21 protein-coding genes are annotated in these 20028 nt (G+C 47.0%); 13 read left to right on the top strand and 8 right to left on the bottom strand.

Annotated elements, in window-relative coordinates:
• The first annotated feature begins 13 nt into the window (after positions 1–13).
• The 3 genes from dapE to VV1_RS09050 are packed head-to-tail and all read left to right on the top strand — an operon-like array spanning position 14 to position 2036.
• Positions 14–1147, top strand: a complete 1134-nt coding sequence (gene dapE, locus VV1_RS09060; protein ID WP_011079816.1) for a succinyl-diaminopimelate desuccinylase — start codon at positions 14–16, stop codon at positions 1145–1147.
• Entirely contained in the window at positions 1144–1845 is a 702-nt protein-coding gene (locus VV1_RS09055) for a M15 family metallopeptidase (protein WP_011079815.1), read from the top strand. The genes dapE and VV1_RS09055 overlap by 4 nt, the downstream gene beginning before the upstream one ends.
• A complete protein-coding gene (locus tag VV1_RS09050) occupies positions 1830–2036 on the top strand; it encodes a DUF2897 family protein (RefSeq protein ID WP_011079814.1) in 207 nt (68 codons plus the stop codon). Before VV1_RS09055 ends, VV1_RS09050 begins: the two co-directional genes overlap by 16 nt.
• 94 nt (positions 2037–2130) lie before the next feature.
• Here VV1_RS09050 and bamC read toward each other — a convergent pair whose 3' ends face one another.
• Complete coding sequence (gene bamC, locus VV1_RS09045; RefSeq protein WP_011079813.1) at positions 2131–3150, bottom strand: outer membrane protein assembly factor BamC; 1020 nt, start codon at positions 3148–3150, stop codon at positions 2131–2133.
• A gap of 46 nt (positions 3151–3196) precedes the next feature.
• The gene (gene dapA / locus VV1_RS09040; RefSeq protein WP_011079812.1) at positions 3197–4075 is read right to left on the bottom strand and encodes a 4-hydroxy-tetrahydrodipicolinate synthase; all 879 of its coding nucleotides are present in this window, start codon (positions 4073–4075) and stop codon (positions 3197–3199) included.
• Between the two features lie 380 nt (positions 4076–4455).
• Between dapA and VV1_RS09035 the strand changes: the two genes are divergently transcribed.
• Together VV1_RS09035 and bcp are read left to right on the top strand one after the other, a co-directional pair.
• Positions 4456–4998 (top strand): glycine cleavage system transcriptional repressor, encoded by a 543-nt coding sequence (locus VV1_RS09035; protein WP_011079811.1) that lies wholly within the window; start codon positions 4456–4458, stop codon positions 4996–4998.
• Positions 4999–5011: 13 nt separating this feature from the next.
• A complete protein-coding gene (gene bcp, locus VV1_RS09030) occupies positions 5012–5482 on the top strand; it encodes a thioredoxin-dependent thiol peroxidase (protein ID WP_011079810.1) in 471 nt (156 codons plus the stop codon).
• 106 nt (positions 5483–5588) lie between these two features.
• On the opposite strand, the gene VV1_RS09025 is transcribed toward bcp, so the two are convergent.
• Positions 5589–6659, bottom strand: a complete 1071-nt coding sequence (locus VV1_RS09025; RefSeq protein WP_011079809.1) for an AI-2E family transporter — start codon at positions 6657–6659, stop codon at positions 5589–5591.
• A complete protein-coding gene (locus VV1_RS09020; RefSeq protein ID WP_011079808.1) occupies positions 6652–6894 on the bottom strand; it encodes a sulfurtransferase TusA family protein in 243 nt (80 codons plus the stop codon). The genes VV1_RS09025 and VV1_RS09020 overlap by 8 nt, the downstream gene beginning before the upstream one ends.
• Positions 6895–7079: 185 nt before the next feature.
• Here VV1_RS09020 and bepA point away from each other — a divergent pair, with 185 nt between their 5' ends.
• The 4 genes from bepA to VV1_RS09000 are packed head-to-tail and all read left to right on the top strand — an operon-like array spanning position 7080 to position 9912.
• Positions 7080–8534, top strand: a complete 1455-nt coding sequence (gene bepA, locus VV1_RS09015) for a beta-barrel assembly-enhancing protease (RefSeq protein WP_011079807.1) — start codon at positions 7080–7082, stop codon at positions 8532–8534.
• 16 nt (positions 8535–8550) lie between these two features.
• Positions 8551–8901 (top strand): arsenate reductase (glutaredoxin), encoded by a 351-nt coding sequence (gene arsC, locus VV1_RS09010; protein WP_013571287.1) that lies wholly within the window; start codon positions 8551–8553, stop codon positions 8899–8901.
• Positions 8902–9477, top strand: coding sequence for an NAD(P)H:quinone oxidoreductase (gene wrbA / locus VV1_RS09005; RefSeq protein ID WP_011079805.1), 576 nt, complete (start codon positions 8902–8904; stop codon positions 9475–9477).
• Complete coding sequence (locus tag VV1_RS09000; protein ID WP_011079804.1) at positions 9478–9912, top strand: DUF2069 domain-containing protein; 435 nt, start codon at positions 9478–9480, stop codon at positions 9910–9912.
• Between the two features lie 117 nt (positions 9913–10029).
• On the opposite strand, the gene VV1_RS08995 is transcribed toward VV1_RS09000, so the two are convergent.
• Entirely contained in the window at positions 10030–11241 is a 1212-nt protein-coding gene (locus VV1_RS08995; protein WP_011079803.1) for a DUF2066 domain-containing protein, read from the bottom strand.
• 238 nt (positions 11242–11479) lie between these two features.
• Here VV1_RS08995 and VV1_RS08990 point away from each other — a divergent pair, with 238 nt between their 5' ends.
• A complete protein-coding gene (locus tag VV1_RS08990) occupies positions 11480–12733 on the top strand; it encodes a uracil-xanthine permease family protein (RefSeq protein ID WP_011079802.1) in 1254 nt (417 codons plus the stop codon).
• A gap of 127 nt (positions 12734–12860) precedes the next feature.
• Here VV1_RS08990 and upp read toward each other — a convergent pair whose 3' ends face one another.
• A complete protein-coding gene (gene upp / locus VV1_RS08985) occupies positions 12861–13487 on the bottom strand; it encodes a uracil phosphoribosyltransferase (RefSeq protein ID WP_011079801.1) in 627 nt (208 codons plus the stop codon).
• Positions 13488–13665: 178 nt separating this feature from the next.
• On the opposite strand from upp, the gene purM reads away from it, so the two are divergent.
• Positions 13666–14706, top strand: a complete 1041-nt coding sequence (purM, locus tag VV1_RS08980) for a phosphoribosylformylglycinamidine cyclo-ligase (RefSeq protein ID WP_011079800.1) — start codon at positions 13666–13668, stop codon at positions 14704–14706.
• A gap of 139 nt (positions 14707–14845) precedes the next feature.
• A complete protein-coding gene (purN, locus tag VV1_RS08975; RefSeq protein WP_011079799.1) occupies positions 14846–15484 on the top strand; it encodes a phosphoribosylglycinamide formyltransferase in 639 nt (212 codons plus the stop codon).
• A gap of 86 nt (positions 15485–15570) precedes the next feature.
• Here the strand turns inward: purN and VV1_RS08970 are convergent, their stop codons facing one another.
• Positions 15571–16416 (bottom strand): class II glutamine amidotransferase, encoded by an 846-nt coding sequence (locus VV1_RS08970; protein ID WP_011079798.1) that lies wholly within the window; start codon positions 16414–16416, stop codon positions 15571–15573.
• 46 nt (positions 16417–16462) lie between these two features.
• Positions 16463–17038 (bottom strand): D-sedoheptulose 7-phosphate isomerase, encoded by a 576-nt coding sequence (lpcA, locus tag VV1_RS08965; RefSeq protein ID WP_011079797.1) that lies wholly within the window; start codon positions 17036–17038, stop codon positions 16463–16465.
• 341 nt (positions 17039–17379) lie between these two features.
• On the opposite strand from lpcA, the gene fadE reads away from it, so the two are divergent.
• Positions 17380–19827: an acyl-CoA dehydrogenase FadE gene (gene fadE, locus VV1_RS08960; protein ID WP_011079796.1), complete on the top strand. Its 2448-nt coding sequence runs from the start codon at positions 17380–17382 to the stop codon at positions 19825–19827.
• Positions 19828–20028 lie beyond the last annotated feature (201 nt).

The following is a 20028-nucleotide window of genomic DNA, read 5'->3' as shown; positions in this document are numbered from 1 at the left end:
AGGATTATCAAGGATGACAGACAGCCCAGTACTGGCTCTAACCAAAGATCTCATCAGTCGCCAGTCGGTAACCCCCGAAGACGCCGGTTGCCAAGATGTCATGATAGCGCGCCTAGAGGCTCTTGGTTTTACCATTGAGCGCATGGTGTTTGAAGATACCACCAACTTTTGGGCTCGCCGTGGCACACAAGCGCCACTCTTCGCCTTTGCAGGCCACACTGACGTGGTGCCCGCTGGAAAATTAGAGCATTGGCACACACCGCCTTTTGAACCGACCGAAAAAGAAGGCTATTTGTATGGCCGTGGGGCTGCGGATATGAAAGGCTCATTGGCAGCAATGATCGTCGCGACGGAGCGTTTTATCGCAGAACATCCCGATCATCAGGGTTCTATCGGTTTCCTGATCACCTCAGATGAGGAAGGCCCGTTTATCAATGGCACGGTTCGCGTTGTGGAAACGTTGATGGCGCGTGATGAAAACATCGACATGTGTATTGTCGGCGAGCCATCAAGCACCGAAGTCGTTGGTGATGTAGTAAAAAATGGTCGTCGTGGTTCGATCACTGGCGACTTGACCGTCAAAGGGACTCAAGGCCATGTGGCTTACCCTCATCTTGCGGACAACCCAGTGCACAAATCGCTTTTGGCAATTCACGCCCTAGCGACCACTGAGTGGGACAAGGGTAATGAATACTTCCCGCCAACCAGCTTCCAGATCCCGAACGTACAAGCGGGTACGGGTGCGTCCAATGTTATCCCAGGTGAGTTCCACGTTCAGTTCAATTTGCGCTTTAGTACCGAGCTTTGCAACGAGCGAATTGTGGAACGAGTGACTCAAACACTCGACCAACATGACCTCAATTACGATCTCAAATGGACATACAACGGCGACCCATTCCTAACTGATACGGGAGCACTTCTGGACGCGGTGGTGGATGCTGTCGATAGCGTCAACCAAACCAAACCCGCGTTACTGACCACTGGCGGTACTTCAGACGGACGCTTTATCGCACGAATGGGTGGACAAGTAGTTGAGCTAGGACCGGTGAACGCCACCATCCATAAAGTGAACGAGTGCGTGAAGATCGATGACTTAGAAAAGCTCACCGATATGTACCAGAAAACATTGGAAAACTTATTGGCATGAACACCATTGAGCAGCTGACTGGCAGCGAAACGTCTCATTTAGAACACGTTTTAGTGGGGGACAAGTGGTTTTGGCTCCACCCTGAGGTGAAAAATGATCTTTTCACTCTGCTAGAAGCGGCTCAAACCGCTGGTTTTAAAATGGAAATTGCCAGCGGTTTTCGTGATTTTCAACGCCAAAAGGCCATTTGGAATGGTAAGTTTTCCGCTGCAACTCCGATCCTCGATCATCATTCGCAGCCCATGGATAAAAGCTCGCTCAGTGACAGCGAAAAAATGTGGGCCATCCTCCGTTGGTCCGCTTTGCCTGGCGCTAGCCGCCATCACTGGGGGTGCGATTTTGATGTCTTTGCGCGCAATCTATTGCCCGAAAACGAATCGCTCAAACTGGAACCTTGGGAATACCTCTCTGGACACCAGCAAGCATTCCATATCTGGCTAAAAGAGAACTTGTCCCGCTTTGGGTTTTTCTTTCCCTATGCGGAAGACTTAGGAGGCGTGGCTGCAGAGCCTTGGCATATCAGCCATCTAGCAACATCTCAGCAATGCCTAACCCTGTTAACACCAGAGAAACTCCGCCAACAATTGGAACTTCATCCCATTGACGGGCAGGAACAAGTGCTCTCTAATCTTACTCTGATCTACAATCAATTTATCGCCAACATTTGTACACCGGAGGCTGTATGCAAGAAATCTTAACCAATCCTTGGGTCATCAGCTTTGTGGTACTCAGTGTCATCGTTGGTAACATCGCGGCACTAAAATACACCGCCAAAATGAAAATAGGCCAAGTGGATAAACTGAAAGACAAAAGCGATCTTGATAAGCTCAACGAGCTTGATCAAAAAAAGCAGCAATCTGCCCACAACGATGATGAGCTTTCAAGATAGGTCTGATTGAGATCTTGGCTAACGCCAAATACAGGTGCGCACACAAATAGCAAATAGCAAAAAGGGGCATCATGCCCCTTTTACTTTTTCTCTTTTACTCTTTCTTAACCACCGCGGCTAAGACGGGTGCCATCGATTTCAAAAACGCTTCCTCAACCGGTTTACCCGAAGAATCGGTCACGTTAATGGATGTACGGTTACCCAAATCACCAAACAAGAATGTGTAAGTGCCTGACTTGAGCTCCATCGGCTTCACACCGATTTCATTCCAGAATTCATCATCCGGCGAGGCGTATTTCGCTTTGATGGTGCCTTGAGATTGGTTGCGCTCGTCAATCGTGAAACCCATTTGCGGAAGAATCGTAGGAAGACGCTGCCAGAGCACATTGTACGGAGTACGTGCAATGATGACCGGGAAACCACTTCTATCGGTACCCATCGTGATAGGGATTTGCTTCACCAATTCCTGAGCTCGACGCTGCGCTTCATCGCGTTTGACTTGGTCGTACTGAGACGTCACCAAATTGGTCATAAACACATTGTAGCGCTCTTTATTGGTAAGCGTTACCGGCTTAAGCTCAGTGCCTTCTCGCCAATCAACCAAATTGATTTTAAAACCATGACGATTGTTTGCTTCGAAGCGATCAATTGCATATCGGCTACCGATTTCCATCTCTTCATCTTCAGAGCGCCACGTAACCCAACCCGTCTCGATGTGAGTATCGGATTGCATGTCGATCGGAATTTGACGCTCAGCCAGCATATCTTTCACCGTTTGCCACACTTCATCCGCTTCTTCTTGCTTGATCAGCCAAAGCGTGACTTCTCCCTGACTGCGCTCATAACGTGCACCCGGGATCAATTCTAAAATTTGCTGAGGTGGACGGATATCCACTTGCTTACCAATGCCACCCGCAAACTCACCCTGAGGGATATTGTAATTTGGATAAAATTGAGGGGTTGCCCCTTCAGGTAATTGCCACTGCTCAAGTGGTGGTGTTTCTAGGTAAGCAAAGTCATCCTTTGCCTGACGGCGTTGTGTGGCGCTACCAGAACAGGCAGACAAAACAAAAACAGCCAGCGAGCTAAGCACTAACTGACGAGAAAACTTCATTGAAACTCCTAAAGCGCCGGATGTTCTCCGGCGTGACTACATTCTCTTAGTAAATCCCTGCGTCGGTCATTGCTTGTGCAACGATCGGATGACATTTTTCCGATAACTCAGTCAACGGTAGACGTAAATGCCCGCATTCAATCAAACCAAGTTGTGTCGCTGCCCATTTCACTGGAATTGGGCTAGATTCGATAAACAAGTTTTTATGCAGTGGCATCAAACGTTGATTGATCACTTCCGCTTCTTCAAAACGGCCTTCAAGGGCCAAACGGAACATATCCGCCATATCTTTTGCAGCAATATTGTTGGTAACCGAAATCACGCCTTGACCGCCAAGTTTGACGAAATCTAGGCCTGTCGCATCATCACCACTTAGTAAGATAAAATCTTCGCCACAAAGTTCACGATGAATTGCAACTCGATTTAAATCACCAGTCGCATCTTTTAGTGCAACGATGTTTTCGAGCTCAGCCAAACGAGCAACGGGCTCTGGCAAAAGGTCAACCGCAGTACGCCCAGGCACATTGTATAGAATTTGGGGAACGTTACTCACTTCAGCAATCGCTTTGTAATGCTGGAATAGGCCTTCTTGCGTTGGCTTATTGTAGTATGGAGTAACACTCAGGCACGCATCGATACCTGAATCATTCAGCAGACGGCTGAAGGTCACCGACTCATGGGTAGCATTGGCTCCCGTGCCAGCGATCACTGGGATTCGACCATTAACAAATTCAACCGTTTTGTTGACTACTTTTACGTGCTCTTCAACCGTCAGTGTTGAAGACTCTCCTGTGGTACCCACAGCCACGATACCGTTCGTACCAGCAGCGATGTGATATTCAACTAATTTTTGCAGACCATCAAAGTCTACTTCTCCATCGGCTTTGAACGGCGTAAGTAACGCAACGATACTTCCTGATAACATGTCTTTCTCCCTCATTTAATCCTTCCTGCATGGTACTGTAAGGCGATTCAAAAAAACAAGAGCGCAAACTCGCTTCCTGAATACTAGTGGATGAATATTTGAGTTGATTGGTGATTTATGTAGCCAAACCGCCCCTCAATCGAAGGTTCAGAGCCTTCAACCCGGCTTCTTAGGGGATATTTGACAATAAGCGATTCGCTCGGAAAAGCGAGTTTTGCTCAACTATAATGAGACTAGGATGTAGGCTTGTCAGCGTCTGGTGAATTCCAAGACCATCAACACAGCGTTCCCTAACATAAAAAACGGAAGCGACTCGACATTTTCCATAAACTTCTGTGTTACCATCCGGAAAAAACAAAATGCACAATAAGAGCGAATCTATGACTCAACATCTGGTAATTACCGCAATGGGCACGGATCGGCCAGGCATCTGTAACCAGGTTGTCCAACTGGTGACGCGTGCGGGTTGTAACATTATTGACAGTCGAATCGCCATTTTTGGCAATGAGTTTACCCTCATCATGCTGCTGTCTGGCAACACTAATGGCGTCACTCGAGTCGAGACCACTTTACCACTGCTCGGCCAAGAACATGATCTCATCACCATAATGAAGCGAACGTCGGCTCATCATCCAACGACAAATTGCTACACCATTGAGGTGTTTGTTGAATCGGATGACCGCGTCGGCCTCACCGAAAAATTCACACAATTCTTTGCAGAAAAGCAAATCGGCCTGAGCGCACTCAGTGCCCAAACCATCGATAAAGCCGCGGTACAAATGGAGCAAGACCAGTTCCACATCGCGATTACGGCACACGTACAAAACGAATCCAATTTAATGCAGATTCAGGAAGATTTTAATGATCTTTGCCGTTCGCTGAACGTACAAGGCACGCTGAACTTTATAAAAAACACCCTTTAAAAGGAATAATGACATGAATATGCTGCAAGCAGGCTCCCCTGCTCCAGAATTTTCTTTGCCTGATCAAAATGGAAATCTTGTCTCGCTCAAAGACCTCAAAGGAAAAAAAGTTCTCTTTTACTTCTACCCAAAAGCAATGACTCCCGGTTGTACCGTTCAGGCTCAAGGTCTACGTGACGTCCATAGCGAGCTCGCAAAGCATAATGTGGTTGTGCTGGGCGTAAGTATCGATCCAGTCAAACGCCTAGGTAAGTTTATTGAACGAGATTCGCTCAACTTCACTTTGTTGTCAGATGAAGATCACGCCGTTGCTGAACAATTTGGTGTTTGGGGCGAGAAAAAGTTCATGGGCAAAGTGTACGATGGCCTACACCGTATTAGTTTCCTCATCAACGAGGAAGGTGTCATTGAACACGTCTTTGATAAGTTCAAAACCAAAGACCACCATGAAGTGGTTCTTAATTATCTTGAGCAGAGCAAATAGGACGAGTTAAAGCATTTTTACTTATCCAGCAGACAATAATAAGCCCAGCGTGTTCGCTGGGCTTTCTTTTATGAGTAATAAATGAATGAATTGAGTCAATACCATCTTAGGACGGTTGCGCTTCGTGCTCATCTTGACTTGGCAGTGCTTTCCAAACCGCTTTCACTAAGGTCGCCAACGGGATAGCGAAGAACACGCCCCAAAATCCCCACAGACCACCAAACACCAAGACCGCAACAATGATGGCCACTGGATGCAGGTTCACCGCTTCAGAAAAGAGGACCGGAACAAGCACGTTACCGTCGAGTGCTTGAATGATGCCATAAGCAATAAGCAACGTATAAAATTCGGTTGAGATCCCCCACTGGAACAACGCGACAATCGCGACGGGAACCGTTACCGCCGCTGCACCAATGTATGGAATGAGCACGGAAAGGCCCACCGCCACTGCGAGCAACGCCGAATACCTCAGGTCCAAAATGGCGAAAGTAACATAACTCACCCCACCAACAATCAAGATCTCCAGCACTTTGCCGCGGATGTAGTTGGAGATTTGCTCGTTCATCTCATGCCACACTTTATTGGCTAAGTTGCGATTCTTTGGCAGCAAGCCGCTGGCCATGCGCATCATTTCTTCTTTGTCTTTGAGTAAGAAGAACACCAGCAAAGGCACTAGAATGAGGTATACCGCTAAGGTTGCAATGCTGATCAAAGAAGCTAATGAACCTTTAACGACACTCTCTCCCATTCCCAACACTTTGTTTTTCGCGTTGGTGACAATCGCTTCTACGATTTGTAAATTGGCCAACTCAGGATAACGTTCAGGCAGCGATGCAATAAACTGCTGCAGCCCGTTGTACATGTTAGGAACGTCATTGATTAAGTTACCCACCTGAGTCCAAATGGTTGGAATCAATCCAAACAGCGCAATCAACATCAATCCGATAAACAGAAGAATCACGGCGATCACGCCAACGGTTCTCGGTACGCCAAAGCGACGAAGTTGTGCAACGGGCCATTCCAACAAATAGGCCAAAACAATGGCAACTAACAAAGGAGCCAGCAAGTGGCCAAAGAAATAGATCGTCACAAAACCAAATAGCAGGATAGCCACTAAGCTGACGGCATGGGGGTCTGAAAAACGGCGCTTATACCAGCGGTTGATCATTTCAAACATCTTGTGACATTTCCTTATTAAAAGTGATAGTCAGGAGGTAATCTTCCTGTTCCATGGTTGTCTCGACGAGAAACTGACGTGATTGAAGATACTTGACGATATCGCGCATAGAGCTTTGGTCGGATAGTTGAATAACTAATTGACTTCCTTCCGATAACTCTGCACTGTGGCGCTTAGCCAAAAGTAATGACATTGGGCAGCGTTGTTGTCTAAGATCGAGTCGCTTACGTTCCATCTTCTCGCCTAAAACTGATGATAGGGGTGATATTGTAAAGTGTTTTTTTACAGGTGCCAGCATTTATCAAAGTTTGATTTGCAGTTTAAGTAAGGGACTGGCATTTTCTTTTGTAACACTTTACGAAACCAATTAGCCAGCAATGGGTCTTAATATTGCAGCTATATGGAGAGTTAATCATTACTATGTTAAAACGCGCGCGTACCATTATTAGTTTATCTGTCGCTTTGACTTTAGCTTTGCCAACACCTGCTTGGGCCAATTCAATTGATTTGCCTGACATTGGGACAGCGGCAGGCGCCACGTTGTCGATCGATCAAGAATTAATCTATGGTGATGCCTACATGCGCATGCTGCGCAGCAGCAAACCCATCGTCAATGACCCAGTCATTAACGAGTATATCGATTCTCTCGGCCACCGCTTGGTTGCCAATGCCAACGATGTAAAAACGCCCTTTCATTTCTTCATGATCCGTGATCGAAACATCAACGCATTCGCCTTTTTTGGTGGTTACGTCGCCTTGCACTCAGGCCTGTTTCTTCATGCTCGAACAGAAAGTGAGTTGGCGTCCGTTGTGGCGCACGAAATTGCCCACGTCACTCAACGACATTTGGCTCGCAGCATGGAAGAGCAAGCGAGACGCTCTCCTGCAACCCTTGCGGCATTAGCAGGCTCGCTGTTGCTGGCCATCGCCGCGCCCGAAGCGGGTATTGCTGCAATCACTGCAACAACCGCAGGAAATATGCAAAGCCAGATCAACTACACGAGAAGTAATGAAAAAGAGGCCGATCGCTTCGGCATCAATACGCTTGCAAAGGCAGGTTTTGATGTGCAAGCCATGCCCACTTTTTTCTCACGTTTGGCTGATGAATACCGTTACGCAAGCACGCCGCCACCGATGCTGCTGACGCACCCGCTGCCTGAAGATCGAATTACCGACAGCCGTGCTCGTGCACAGTCGTATCCTCCGCATCGCGTGAATCCATCGCTCGACTATCACCTCACTCGAGCTCGAATTGTCGCTCGCTACGCAGGAATTGACGCCGATGCGGCGATGGACTGGTTTGCTCGTACGGAGAAAAAAGCAACGCCAGACCTCAAACCGGCCTTTGAATATGGCAGAGCGCTGGTGCATTTAGACAAAAAAGAATTGGATCAAGCTGAAACGATTTTGGCCCGATTAATTAAAAATGAGGGTAACAATCCTTTCTATCTTGATGCGCTATCTGATCTTTATATCGAGCAAAAACAGCCAGAGAAAGCGATCGCAATGTTAAAAAGTGCGTTAGAACGCATTCCCAACAACAAGGTTCTAACGATAAACTACGCCAATGCTTTGCTCGAAGCAGATAAAACCGAAGAAGCGATCCGTGTATTGCAACGTTATACGCATGATAATCCAGAAGACACCAATGGATGGCATCTGCTTTCGCGCGCCAATATTGCCATTGGTAACAGTGGTGAAGACCTCGCGTCACGTGCGGAAATTCTGGCGCTGCAAGCGAACTGGAACAAAGCGATCCAATACTATACGCAAGCCAGCCAACTGGCCGAGTTAGGGAGTTTGCAGCAGGCAAGATACGACGCGCGCATTGACCAACTCATGGTCCAACGAGATCGCTTCCTCGCATTACAATAAATACATGGAGAATCCTATGTCAGTCGTGATTTATCACAATCCACGCTGCTCAAAGAGCCGTCAAACCCTCGAACTATTGGAACAACATGGCGTGACGCCTGAAGTGGTGAAGTACCTTGAAACGCCACTGAATGTAGAACAACTCAAGGCCCTCTACGCTCAATTGGGCTTTTCCTCTGTCCGTGACATGATGCGTACAAAAGAAGACTTGTATAAATCGCTCTCTTTAGGTGATGACAAGGTCACTGACGAACAACTGTTTAATGCGATGGCAGAAAACCCATCTCTTTTTGAACGCCCTGTCGTGGTTGCTAATGGCCAAGCTCGTATTGGTCGCCCACCAGAGCAAGTATTAGAGATTTTGTAATTGTCAGTGACTACTCAGCTGTTGGTGCTGTACTACAGCCGTCACGGAAAAACCAAGTTACTTGCTCGCCAAATTGCCCGGGGAATTGAATCCATTCCCCATTGCGAAGCTGTCCTGCGCACCGTTACAGAATTGAACGCCAGCTCACAACAAGCATCAGAGCCTATTGTTACTCTGGATGAGTTGCGTAACTGTGACGGGCTTGCTTTGGGAAGCCCCGTTTGGTTTGGTGCAATGGCAACGCCACTAAAGCACTTTTGGGATCAAACCTCACCACTGTGGTTGAATGGATCTTTGATTGATAAACCAGCCTGTGTTTTTACTTCATCAAGTAGTATGCACGGGGGTCAAGAAACGACGCTACAGAATATGATGGTCCCACTGCTGCATCACGGCATGTTGATTTTGGGTATCCCTTATTCGGAGCCTGATCTGCACCAAACACAATCGGGTGGCACCCCATATGGCGCAAGTAGTGTTGGTCACGAAAGCTCACTCACCACAGAAGAAATTCGCTTGGCGCAACAATTAGGAAAGCGCTTGGCACTGGTTGCCAAAAAGCAAAAGGAGTCGTAGATGTCTGATGTCGACATGAGTCCAAAAACACAGCAGTACCGCTATTTGGCCTTGTTTGGCAATTTATCGCTGTTACTGTGGGTTGTACTTTGGCAATTGGCGTTATCGCCACACCCTCATTTAAGTTCCACTACCCTCGCGATCGCATGGTGTATTCCCCTACTTTTACCATTACCAGGTATTTTGGCGGGTAAGCCCTACACCCACGCTTGGGCAAACTTTGTTTTAATGCTCTATTTTTTACACGCTTTAACGATTTTGTACGTCGATGGTGGTGAGCGTTGGCTGGCTTTGGTCGAGCTGTTGCTCACCACGTTAGGATTTGCTGGCAATATTCTCTTTGCGAGAGCGCGCGGCCAAGAGCTAGGAATGAAGTTGAAAAAGCTATCGCAAGTCGAAAAAGAGGAGAAAGCGAAGTTTGGTAATCAGCCGTAACATAATGGCTTTTGCCCTCATTGTCGCAATAAGCATAAAAAAACAGCCAACGATCAACGTTGGCTGTTTTTATATCTAACTATTCACAGTATTAGAAGCTTATATCACGAGAGCAACCTAACTTAACCACTCAAACACCATTTGATATTTGGGCTTGGCTGGCGGTTGTTCGACCACCACTGGCGAATGAGTGGTCTCCTCGTTCAGTGTTGGCATGATGGGCTCAATGGAGGGTTCACCCACCTCATCACTTTTTGTCAGTGCGTCATTTTTTGTTGGCTGCACTTGCGTCTCAATTGGCGGCACTGGCACAGCATTCTCTTCATCTTCTACCAGCAACGGATCATCAAATTTGGTGATTTTAGACAGCTTTGTGGCTTCTTGCTCAAACGCTTCTTGCGAAGCCAGCAAGTGCACACGCAACATCAACTCATTACCTTTGATTTCTAATACATCAAGATTGGCCACTGAGTTCAACGACGTGAGTGTCTTTTCTAACGTAAAGAAATCAATTGCGTTGTTGATGTTTAAAAACTTCACCACGACCGATTCAGAGGACTCACCAAGAACAACGACGGCGCTACGTTTAGCATAAAAATCGGCAACAGCATTAATCAGTTGTGTCGCTGCATCACCACCATTGGCACTTCCGGTGACAGGCGCAACATTCGAACGCGCGATAGCGCCAGGGGATTGATCGTACAGATTCCAACGCAATGAATTTCCTTGAGCACGAATCACCAACACGCCATCCACTGGGTAGCGACCGCTGGCTAAACTGATCGGTTTGGCAAAGCCTCCCCACAAGTCCGACACTTCAATACCTGTGATATCGTCAAAGTCACCCACAGGCAACGTCAATGGCAAACCACGATCACGAGCGGCTTGCTTCAATTGGTCAGAAACGTTGCTCGCCGAGTGCTCCCACACGATCTTGCGATCATAGTTTTGCTCTTCCACCAACCAAACCAGCAGATTATTTCGGTTTGTTGGCCAAAAAGGCAGTTGGGCTTGCGTTAATAGCGAGCGAATTTGCGCATCATTAAAAAGCAACTTCAGGGTCATGACATCCCCTTCTTTGCCATAGCTCAATTGCGAAATATAACGGGCGCTGGATTGAAGTGCCTTTGTCACAACGGGATTATCAACCGAGTCTTGGTAACCGGATGCTCGAACAATAACCTGCTTCATTGCCTGCTGACGAGCTAACTCTTCACCTTTGTCTTTTGTGCTGTCAATCGCGACTTCTGTGCGGTAGATATCCACCTGAGTTAATGCATAAGCGGGTAGCGATAAACACCCGATCATCAATAGAGCTAAATAACGCATATAAGTCCTAAGTTACTTCTTGAGATGTCAGATGATAAGCAACTCTCCCATCATGAGCAAGAAAACAGCAGATTTTTACTGCACTTCTCAGTCAAGTGAATAAAAAGCTCTCAATTCGTTTGATTTACGGACAAACAGCAGCAATCTTGCAAAAAATTGATCAAAAATACTTAGCAATCGTTTGCAAAGTGATAGAATCCCGCAAATTTATCTGCATAGTTATTAATAGGGAGCCTTTATGAAAAATGCTTTACAGGGTGCACAAATGTTATTTGTCGCATTCGGTGCCTTGGTACTTGTACCTTTGCTGACCGGATTGGACCCTAACGTCGCTTTATTTGGTGCAGGTGTCGGCACCTTATTGTTCCAATTGATCACCAAACGAAGCGTTCCCATTTTTCTAGCCTCCTCTTTCGCTTTTATTGCGCCAATCATGTTTGGTATTCAAACTTGGGGTATTGGCGCAACCATGGGTGGCTTAATGGCGGCAGGTTTGGTTTACGTTGCACTTGGCGCGATGATCAAAGTACGTGGCGTGGGCTTCATTCACAAAATTTTACCACCTGTCGTCGTCGGCCCAGTGATCATGGTTATCGGCCTTGGTCTTGCGCCAACGGCGGTCAACATGGCGGTAGGGAAAACTGGTGATGGTGCGGTTCAACTCGTCAATGGTGATGCAGCAATCATCATCTCCGCAGTTTCACTCTTCACGACGATTGCGCTGAGCGTATTTGCAAAAGGTTTCCTAAAGCTGGTTCCTATCGTCGGCGGTATCTTGGCAGGTTACTCGGTTTCACTATTCTACGGAGTGGTTGATTTTACACCGGTGGCTCAAGCCGCTTGGCTGGCCATGCCAAACTTCACCACACCTGAGTTCAACATCAACGCGATTCTATTCATGATCCCTGTTGCAATCGCTCCTGCGGTTGAGCACGTAGGTGACATGTTGGCAATCTCTAACGTCACAGGTAAAAACTACCTGAAAAAACCAGGACTACACCGCACGATTGCTGGTGACGGGGTTGCGACCATTGCCGCATCGATGGTTGGTGCACCACCAAACACAACCTACAGTGAAGTTACTGGCGCAGTGATGCTCACCAAAGCTTACAACCCAGTCATCATGACATGGGCGGCAATAACCGCTATTGTTCTTGCACTTGTCGGTAAATTAGGGGCTACCCTGCAAACCATTCCTGTTCCTGTAATGGGCGGTATTATGATTCTTCTCTTTGGTTCGATTGCCACTGTAGGTCTTAATACGTTAATCAAGAATCACGTAGATCTGCATAAATCTCGCAACCTTGTGATTGTCGCGGTGACATTGGTGTTTGGTATTGGCGGTATGGCTTTTGGTATTGGCGAGTTCAGCCTACAGGGCGTGAGTCTATGTGGTATCGTGGCGATTATTCTTAACCTTATCCTGCCGCATGACATGGGTGAAAACCACGTAGTGGATAACGCTCAGATGGAAGAAGAAGTACAAAACTGATTGCCAAATGAAGCTTGGTTCGGTGAACCACACCTTGTTTGCCGAACGTAAAGAAATCCGAATAAAAAAAATGCCTGGTCAGTGACCAGGCATTTTTTATTAATTTGCATTAGACAAATCGGAAGGATTACTTGGTACCGAAAATCTTATCACCAGCATCACCAAGACCAGGGACAATGTAGCCCTTGTCATTCAGTTTCTCATCGATAGCTGCGCAGTACAGTTCAACATCTGGGTGTGCTTTCTCTAGCGCTTCAATACCTTCTGGCGCAGCAACCAACACCAACACTTTGATTTGCTGACAGCCTTTCTCTTTGAGAAGGTCGATCGTCGCGATCATAGAACCGCCTGTTGCAAGCATTGGGTCAACCACCAATGCAATGCGTTCTTCCATGTTAGAAGCCAGCTTGTTGAAGTATGGGATTGGCTCTAATGTTTCTTCATCGCGGTAAATACCAACTACGCTGATACGTGCACTTGGCATGTGTTCAAGTACGCCATCCATCATGCCTAGACCAGCACGTAGGATTGGCACAACCGTTACTTTTTTGCCCTTGATTTGATCCACTTCAACTGGGCCATTCCAACCTTCAATGGTCACTTTTTCCGTTTCAAAATCTGAAGTTGCTTCGTAAGTTAAAAGACTACCAACTTCAGTGGCTAGCTCACGAAAACGCTTAGTGCTGATATCACCTTCTCTCATCAAACCAATTTTGTGTTTTACAAGAGGGTGTTTTACTTCAACAACTTTCATGTCCATCTCCGGCAATATAGATAAAATTTACATAAACTTGCCGATTATAAACGATTTCGTACAGAATTTCTCGTTACATTGCACAACAAAAAAACTTGCGCAAACGTTTGCTCTTTATATTCCAGCCCTGATAGAATAGCGCCGTTTTCATATCCAACTTCAAACCGAGGACTTCCCCGTGAGTGGTAACAACTCTTCTCTTAGCTATAAAGATGCTGGTGTAGATATTGATGCAGGCAACGCCCTGGTTGAGCGTATTAAAGGTTCTGTAAAACGTACACGTCGCCCTGAAGTAATGGGTGGCATTGGTGGTTTTGGTGCTTTATGCGAACTACCAACAAAGTACAAGCAACCTGTTCTAGTTTCTGGCACTGATGGCGTTGGCACCAAGCTGCGCTTAGCTCTGGATATGAACAAGCACGACACCATTGGTATTGATCTCGTTGCTATGTGTGTAAACGATTTGATCGTACAAGGTGCTGAACCTCTGTTTTTCCTTGATTACTACGCAACGGGCAAGCTGGATGTCGATGTGGCTGCGGATGTTATTTCGGGCATCGCGGAAGGCTGTATTCAAGCAGGTTGTGCTTTGATCGGCGGTGAGACCGCAGAAATGCCGGGCATGTACGAAGGCGAAGACTACGACGTCGCAGGCTTCTGTGTCGGTGTAGTAGAGAAAGAAGACATTATCGACGGTACTAAAGTCGCGGTAGGCGATGCATTGATCGCTGTCGGTTCAAGTGGTCCACACTCAAACGGTTACTCATTAGTGCGTAAAATCCTCGAAGTGTCTGGCGCAGACAAAAATGAGGAGCTTGCAGGCCGCACTATTGGTGAGCACCTACTTGAGCCAACCAAAATTTACATCAAGTCTGCACTCAAAATGATTGAGCAACATGACATTCACGCTATCTCGCACATCACTGGCGGCGGTTTCTGGGAAAACATCCCACGCGTATTGCCAGAAGGTACCAAAGCGGTGATCGATGGAAAGAGCTGGGAATGGCCGGTCATTTTCCAATGGCTGCAAGAAAAAGGAAATGTGGCTACGCGCGAAATGTACCGTACATTCAACTGTGGTGTCGGCTTGATTGTGGCACTACCTCAAGATCAAGCGGAAGCTGCGGTTGCGCTGCTTCAACAAGAAGGTGAAAAAGCGTGGGTGATTGGTGCGATTGCTCAGGCCGAAGCTGGCGAAGAGCAAGTTGAAATCAACTAAGCTGCAAAACCTAAAATAACTTCAGAATGAGGACGTTATGTCCTCATTCTGCTATTTGGCACACTGAAAACCCTGCAAAAAGCAGGTATTTTCTTGCAAGACAGTGATCTTAAGAACCAGCAGTAAATGGACAGTGGTTATGAAAAAAATCGTGGTACTGATTTCCGGCAGCGGCAGCAACCTGCAAGCCATTCTTGAAGCATGCGAGTGTGATACAAGCCGAGCCAAAGTGTGTGCGGTTTTCTCAAACAAAGCCGACGCTTACGGTCTTGAACGAGCCAAACAGTTTTCGGTACCCGCTCACTACATCGATCCCAAAGCTTTTACCGATAGAGAAAGTTTTGATCGTGAATTGATGAAAGCGATAGACGAATACCAACCCGACATCGTAGTACTGGCTGGTTACATGCGCATTCTGAGTGGTGAATTTGTACGTCACTATTTAGGAAAAATGGTCAATATACATCCTTCCCTCTTGCCTAAATACCCCGGCCTTCATACCCACCAGCGCGCTATCGATGCCGGGGACAGTGAACACGGCACCAGTGTGCATTTTGTCACGGAAGAATTAGATGGGGGCCCAGTGATCTTACAGGCGAAAGTGCCTGTTTTCGCAGAAGATGACGCACAAAGCCTAGCGGAACGTGTGTTAACGCAAGAGCACAGCATCTATCCCTTAGTGGTGAAATGGATGGCAGAAGAGCGGCTTGTCATGCAACAAGGTGTTGCCTATCTCGATGGCCAACCACTTGGCAGCGCCGGTTACGCTGCAGAGTAAGGCGATTCATTGTCGCCACTCGACATCGAAAGAAAAAATGGGTTGCTTATCGCAACCCATTTTCAATACAAACTCGCAATACCGTTTTATTCAAGTGGTTCCGTTGGCGCTTGACAGCTTGGTTTTGCTGCTGCAAACGGGACATCAAGTAATAAATTGGCATTACTGCTGACTCGCTCGCCAAAGTGAAACAGACCATACTCCCCTGGCTTCATTCTCTGCCAAGTTTCATTACCGGTAAGAGGCTGGGTCGCAATCACAGAGACAACGTCGTTAGGCGTGGTCTCTTCTTGAAAGTTAATCTCAACATCTTCATCCAGCAACGCTGCATTACCAAAAGGTGCTCGACGCGTGATCCAGTAAAGATGGTTGGTACAATACGTCATCACATATTCGCCATCACTGAGCAGCATGTTGAACACCCCTTTTTCTCGCAGGGTTTCACAGCAAGAGGCAAGGTAAGCAAACACCTGTTCCATATCCTGAGGAATATCAGGATAACGCTGTTCCAATTGATTCATCAGCCAGCAAAACGCTTTTTCACTGTCCGTTTGCCCAACTGGACGATGTCGCCCGGTATCCAACGATTGATAGTCAGTGAGTTGGCCATTGTGTGCAAATGTCCAATATCGCCCCCAAAGCTCACGAGTGAATGGGTGGGTATTTTCTAAAGAAACACCACCTCGATTCGCTTGGCGAATATGGCTGATCACCGAACAACTTTTAATCGGATAACTTTGCACCAACTCCGCAATCTTCGATTCACAACTTGGATTTGGGTCTTTGAAGGTTCTAAATCCCTTTCCTTCATAGAAAGTGATGCCCCAACCATCTCTATGTGGTCCGGTTTTACCGCCTCGTTGCATCAAGCCAGTAAAACTAAAACAGATGTCTGTTGGCACATTGGCGCTCATACCGAGCAATTCACACATCGAACAAAACTCCCTGAACAAATCGATACGGGTTGCCCCGATCAGATTACTCCATCTCTTTCTCAATCAATTGGATGATGATATGGATAATTTTAATATGCACTTCTTGAATACGGTCTGCGTAACCAAAGTGTGGTACTCGGATTTCAACATCCGCAAGACCCGCCATTTTACCGCCATCTTTACCCGTCAGTGCGATGGTTTTCATGCCCTTGGCTTTCGCCGCTTCAATCGCTTTCAGAATGTTGCCTGAATTGCCAGACGTTGATAGACCAAACAGCACATCGCCTTTACGACCGACCGCTTCAACGTAGCGAGAAAATACATAGTCATAACCAAAGTCGTTACTGACACAAGAAAGATGGCTTGGATCTGAAATCGCAATACCCGCGTAACCAGGGCGATTTTCACGGTAACGGCCCGTTAGTTCTTCGGCAAAATGCATCGCATCACAATGTGAACCACCGTTACCACAAGACAACACTTTGCCATCTTGCTTAAAAGATTCGGCAATCATTTTCGCTGCCGCTTCAATTTGCGCAATGTTGTGATCGTCGCTTAGGAATTTATTTAGTACGTCAGCAGCTTCAGTTAACTCATTTCTAATCAGATCTTGGTACATACGATGTTCTCTTTATCTTGGTTTATCACGTTATACGTCGATGTTTGCTGAGCGACAGCCTAGCTAACATAGCAATACGCTGAGTTTACCCATAAACAGGAAATAGTGTCGACACCGAAGCCTCAGTTTTCGCGGATTTGTAAAGCGATTCGCTCAAAGCTGCTTAGGAAATCACCATGGAAATCTCAATTTTAGAATTTTCACTCTACTCAGATCACTTTTTGCTCAGAATTGTGTTTTACATTTCTTTAATATTTTGATTACACTTAAACCAACTGGTTTGACCTCTTACCAAAACACAGACGTATAACACAACGAATTGTCTGAAAAGGAACCTACATATGGACATCTTGCTCTCCCTACTCGCGATGACCTTGATATTGGGCGTGACGCTCTATCATCGAATGTCATTAGTCAAATCCGTCACCTTGTTGACCGCCACGATGCTGCTGTTAACTTTCTCCGGTTACGTCGGCTCAATCGGCTGGCTGAGCTACTTATTAGCGCTGGCGGTATTCGCTATGCCCTCTGTACGCCAATCGCTCATCAGTGCAAAAGCACTCGGCTTGTTTAAGCAAGTGCTTCCAGCCATGTCTCAGACGGAAAAAGAAGCGTTGGATGCAGGTACCGTTTGGTGGGAAGCGGAGCTTTTCAAAGGCAAGCCAGAATGGAAAAAGCTACACGCCATTCCAGCACCAAAACTCTCTGCTGAAGAGCAAGCCTTCCTCGATGGTCCGGTAAATGAAGTGTGTGCCATGGTAAGCGATTACCAAGTGACGCATGAACTGGCCGATCTGCCTCCTGAAGTTTGGCAATATCTCAAAGATCACAAATTCTTCGCCATGATCATTAAGAAGAAATACGGTGGCCTTGAGTTTTCTGCTTACGCGCAATCTTTGGTACTGCAAAAACTGACTGGTGTCTCTGGTGTTCTTTCTTCGACCGTTGGCGTACCAAACTCTTTGGGTCCTGGTGAACTTTTGCAACATTACGGTACAGAAGAGCAGAAAAATTACTACCTTCCTCGCCTTGCAGAAGGTAAAGAGATCCCCTGTTTTGCCCTCACCAGCCCTGAAGCGGGTTCGGATGCGGGTTCTATTCCAGATGACGGTGTGGTGTGTAAAGGCGAATGGGAAGGCAAAGAAGTCTTGGGCATGCGCCTAACATGGAACAAGCGCTACATTACCCTTGCCCCTGTAGCAACGGTTTTGGGCCTTGCTTTCAAACTTCGCGATCCTGAAGGCTTACTCGGCGAGCAAGAAGATCTTGGTATTACTTGTGCGCTTATCCCAACAGACATTAAAGGGGTTGAAATCGGCAACCGTCATTTCCCTCTCAATGTCCCCTTCCAGAACGGCCCAACGCGTGGCCAAGATATTTTCGTACCGATCGATTTCATTATCGGTGGCCAAAAAATGGCAGGCCAAGGCTGGCGCATGCTGGTTGAATGTCTCTCTGTTGGTCGCGGTATTACCCTGCCTTCAAACTCAACCGGTGGTATCAAATCCGCTGCATTGGCAACCGGTGCTTACTCGCGCATTCGTCGCCAATTTAAACAGCCTATCGGCCATCTCGAAGGCGTAGAAGAAGCACTAGCACGCTTAGGTGGTAACGCGTATGTGATGGACGCGGCAAGCAACCTTACCGTTGCCGGTATCGACCTTGGTGAGAAACCATCGGTCATCTCAGCGATTGTAAAATACCATTGTACTCACCGTGGCCAACGCAGCATCATCGATGCAATGGATATCGTCGGTGGTAAAGGCATTTGCCTTGGCCCCTCCAACTTCCTTGCTCGTGGCTACCAAGGTTCACCCATCGCCGTCACGGTGGAAGGGGCAAACATCCTCACTCGTTCAATGATCATCTATGGTCAAGGCGCCATTCGTTGCCATCCCTATGTACTAAAAGAGATGGAAGCCGCCTACTCGGACAAATCTGATGCGGTAGAACAGTTCGATGCAGCCTTGGCTGGCCACGTCAGCTTTACCATGAGCAACCTTGTGCGCAGCATTTGGTTTGGTTTGACCGATGGTTTTGGCTCGAACGCCCCAACTCACGATGCCACCAAACGTTACTACCAGAAGCTCAATCGCTATAGCGCCAACATGGCATTATTGTCAGACATTTCAATGGCCGTGCTGGGTGGCTCATTGAAGCGTCGTGAGCGTCTATCAGCTCGCTTAGGCGATATCCTCAGTCAGCTTTACTTGAGCTCAGCGACCTTAAAACGCTTTGAACAAGATGGCCGCCCTGTAGAAGACCTGCCTTTGGTTCACTGGGGTTTGCAAGACAGCTTGAAGCAAACGGAAGTGGCCATTGATGAGTTTCTTGCCAACTTCCCGAACCCCATTATCGGTAAAGCCTTGCGCGTCTTGATCATGCCATTTGGCCGTGTGCGCAAAGCACCAAGCGACAAAATCGATAGTCAAGTTGCACGCATACTACAAACCCCAAGCGCGACACGTAGCCGCATTGGTCGCAATCAGTATTTGCAACCAACAGAACACAACGCCGCAGGCAAGATTGAGCTAGCACTGTCTGTGATTTTGCAAGCAGAACCTGTGTTTGACAAAGTGTGTAAAGCACAAGGTAAACGCCGCCCATTCTTACGTTTGGATGCCATTGCAGAAGAGGGGCTAGCACAAGGCATTATTTCTCAAGATGAAGCCGATTTGCTTAAAGAAGCGGAGCAACATCGTTTGTACACCATCAATGTTGATGACTTTGAGCCAGAGCATCTGGCGGCAAAAAAGTCTCATACCGATGTGATGGATAACGTTGCTTAGTCACCACAAAAGTATCACAAGTACAACGGGAGCCGAGCTCCCGTTTTTTTATGTATAAAGACTCTTACCGCCTTTCAATAAACCTCTTGTTCAGCGGCAAAAACACCAAAGTTGCGTTACGTGTTTTAATTAGAAATAAAAACTTAATTATCAGTTACATATATCGTTGCTATCGTTCGCATTCCAATCAAAAACCGACCA

Source organism: Vibrio vulnificus CMCP6 (assembly GCF_000039765.1).
GTDB classification, from domain to species: domain Bacteria; phylum Pseudomonadota; class Gammaproteobacteria; order Enterobacterales; family Vibrionaceae; genus Vibrio; species Vibrio vulnificus_B.
This window is presented reverse-complemented; position numbering and strand designations above follow the sequence as displayed.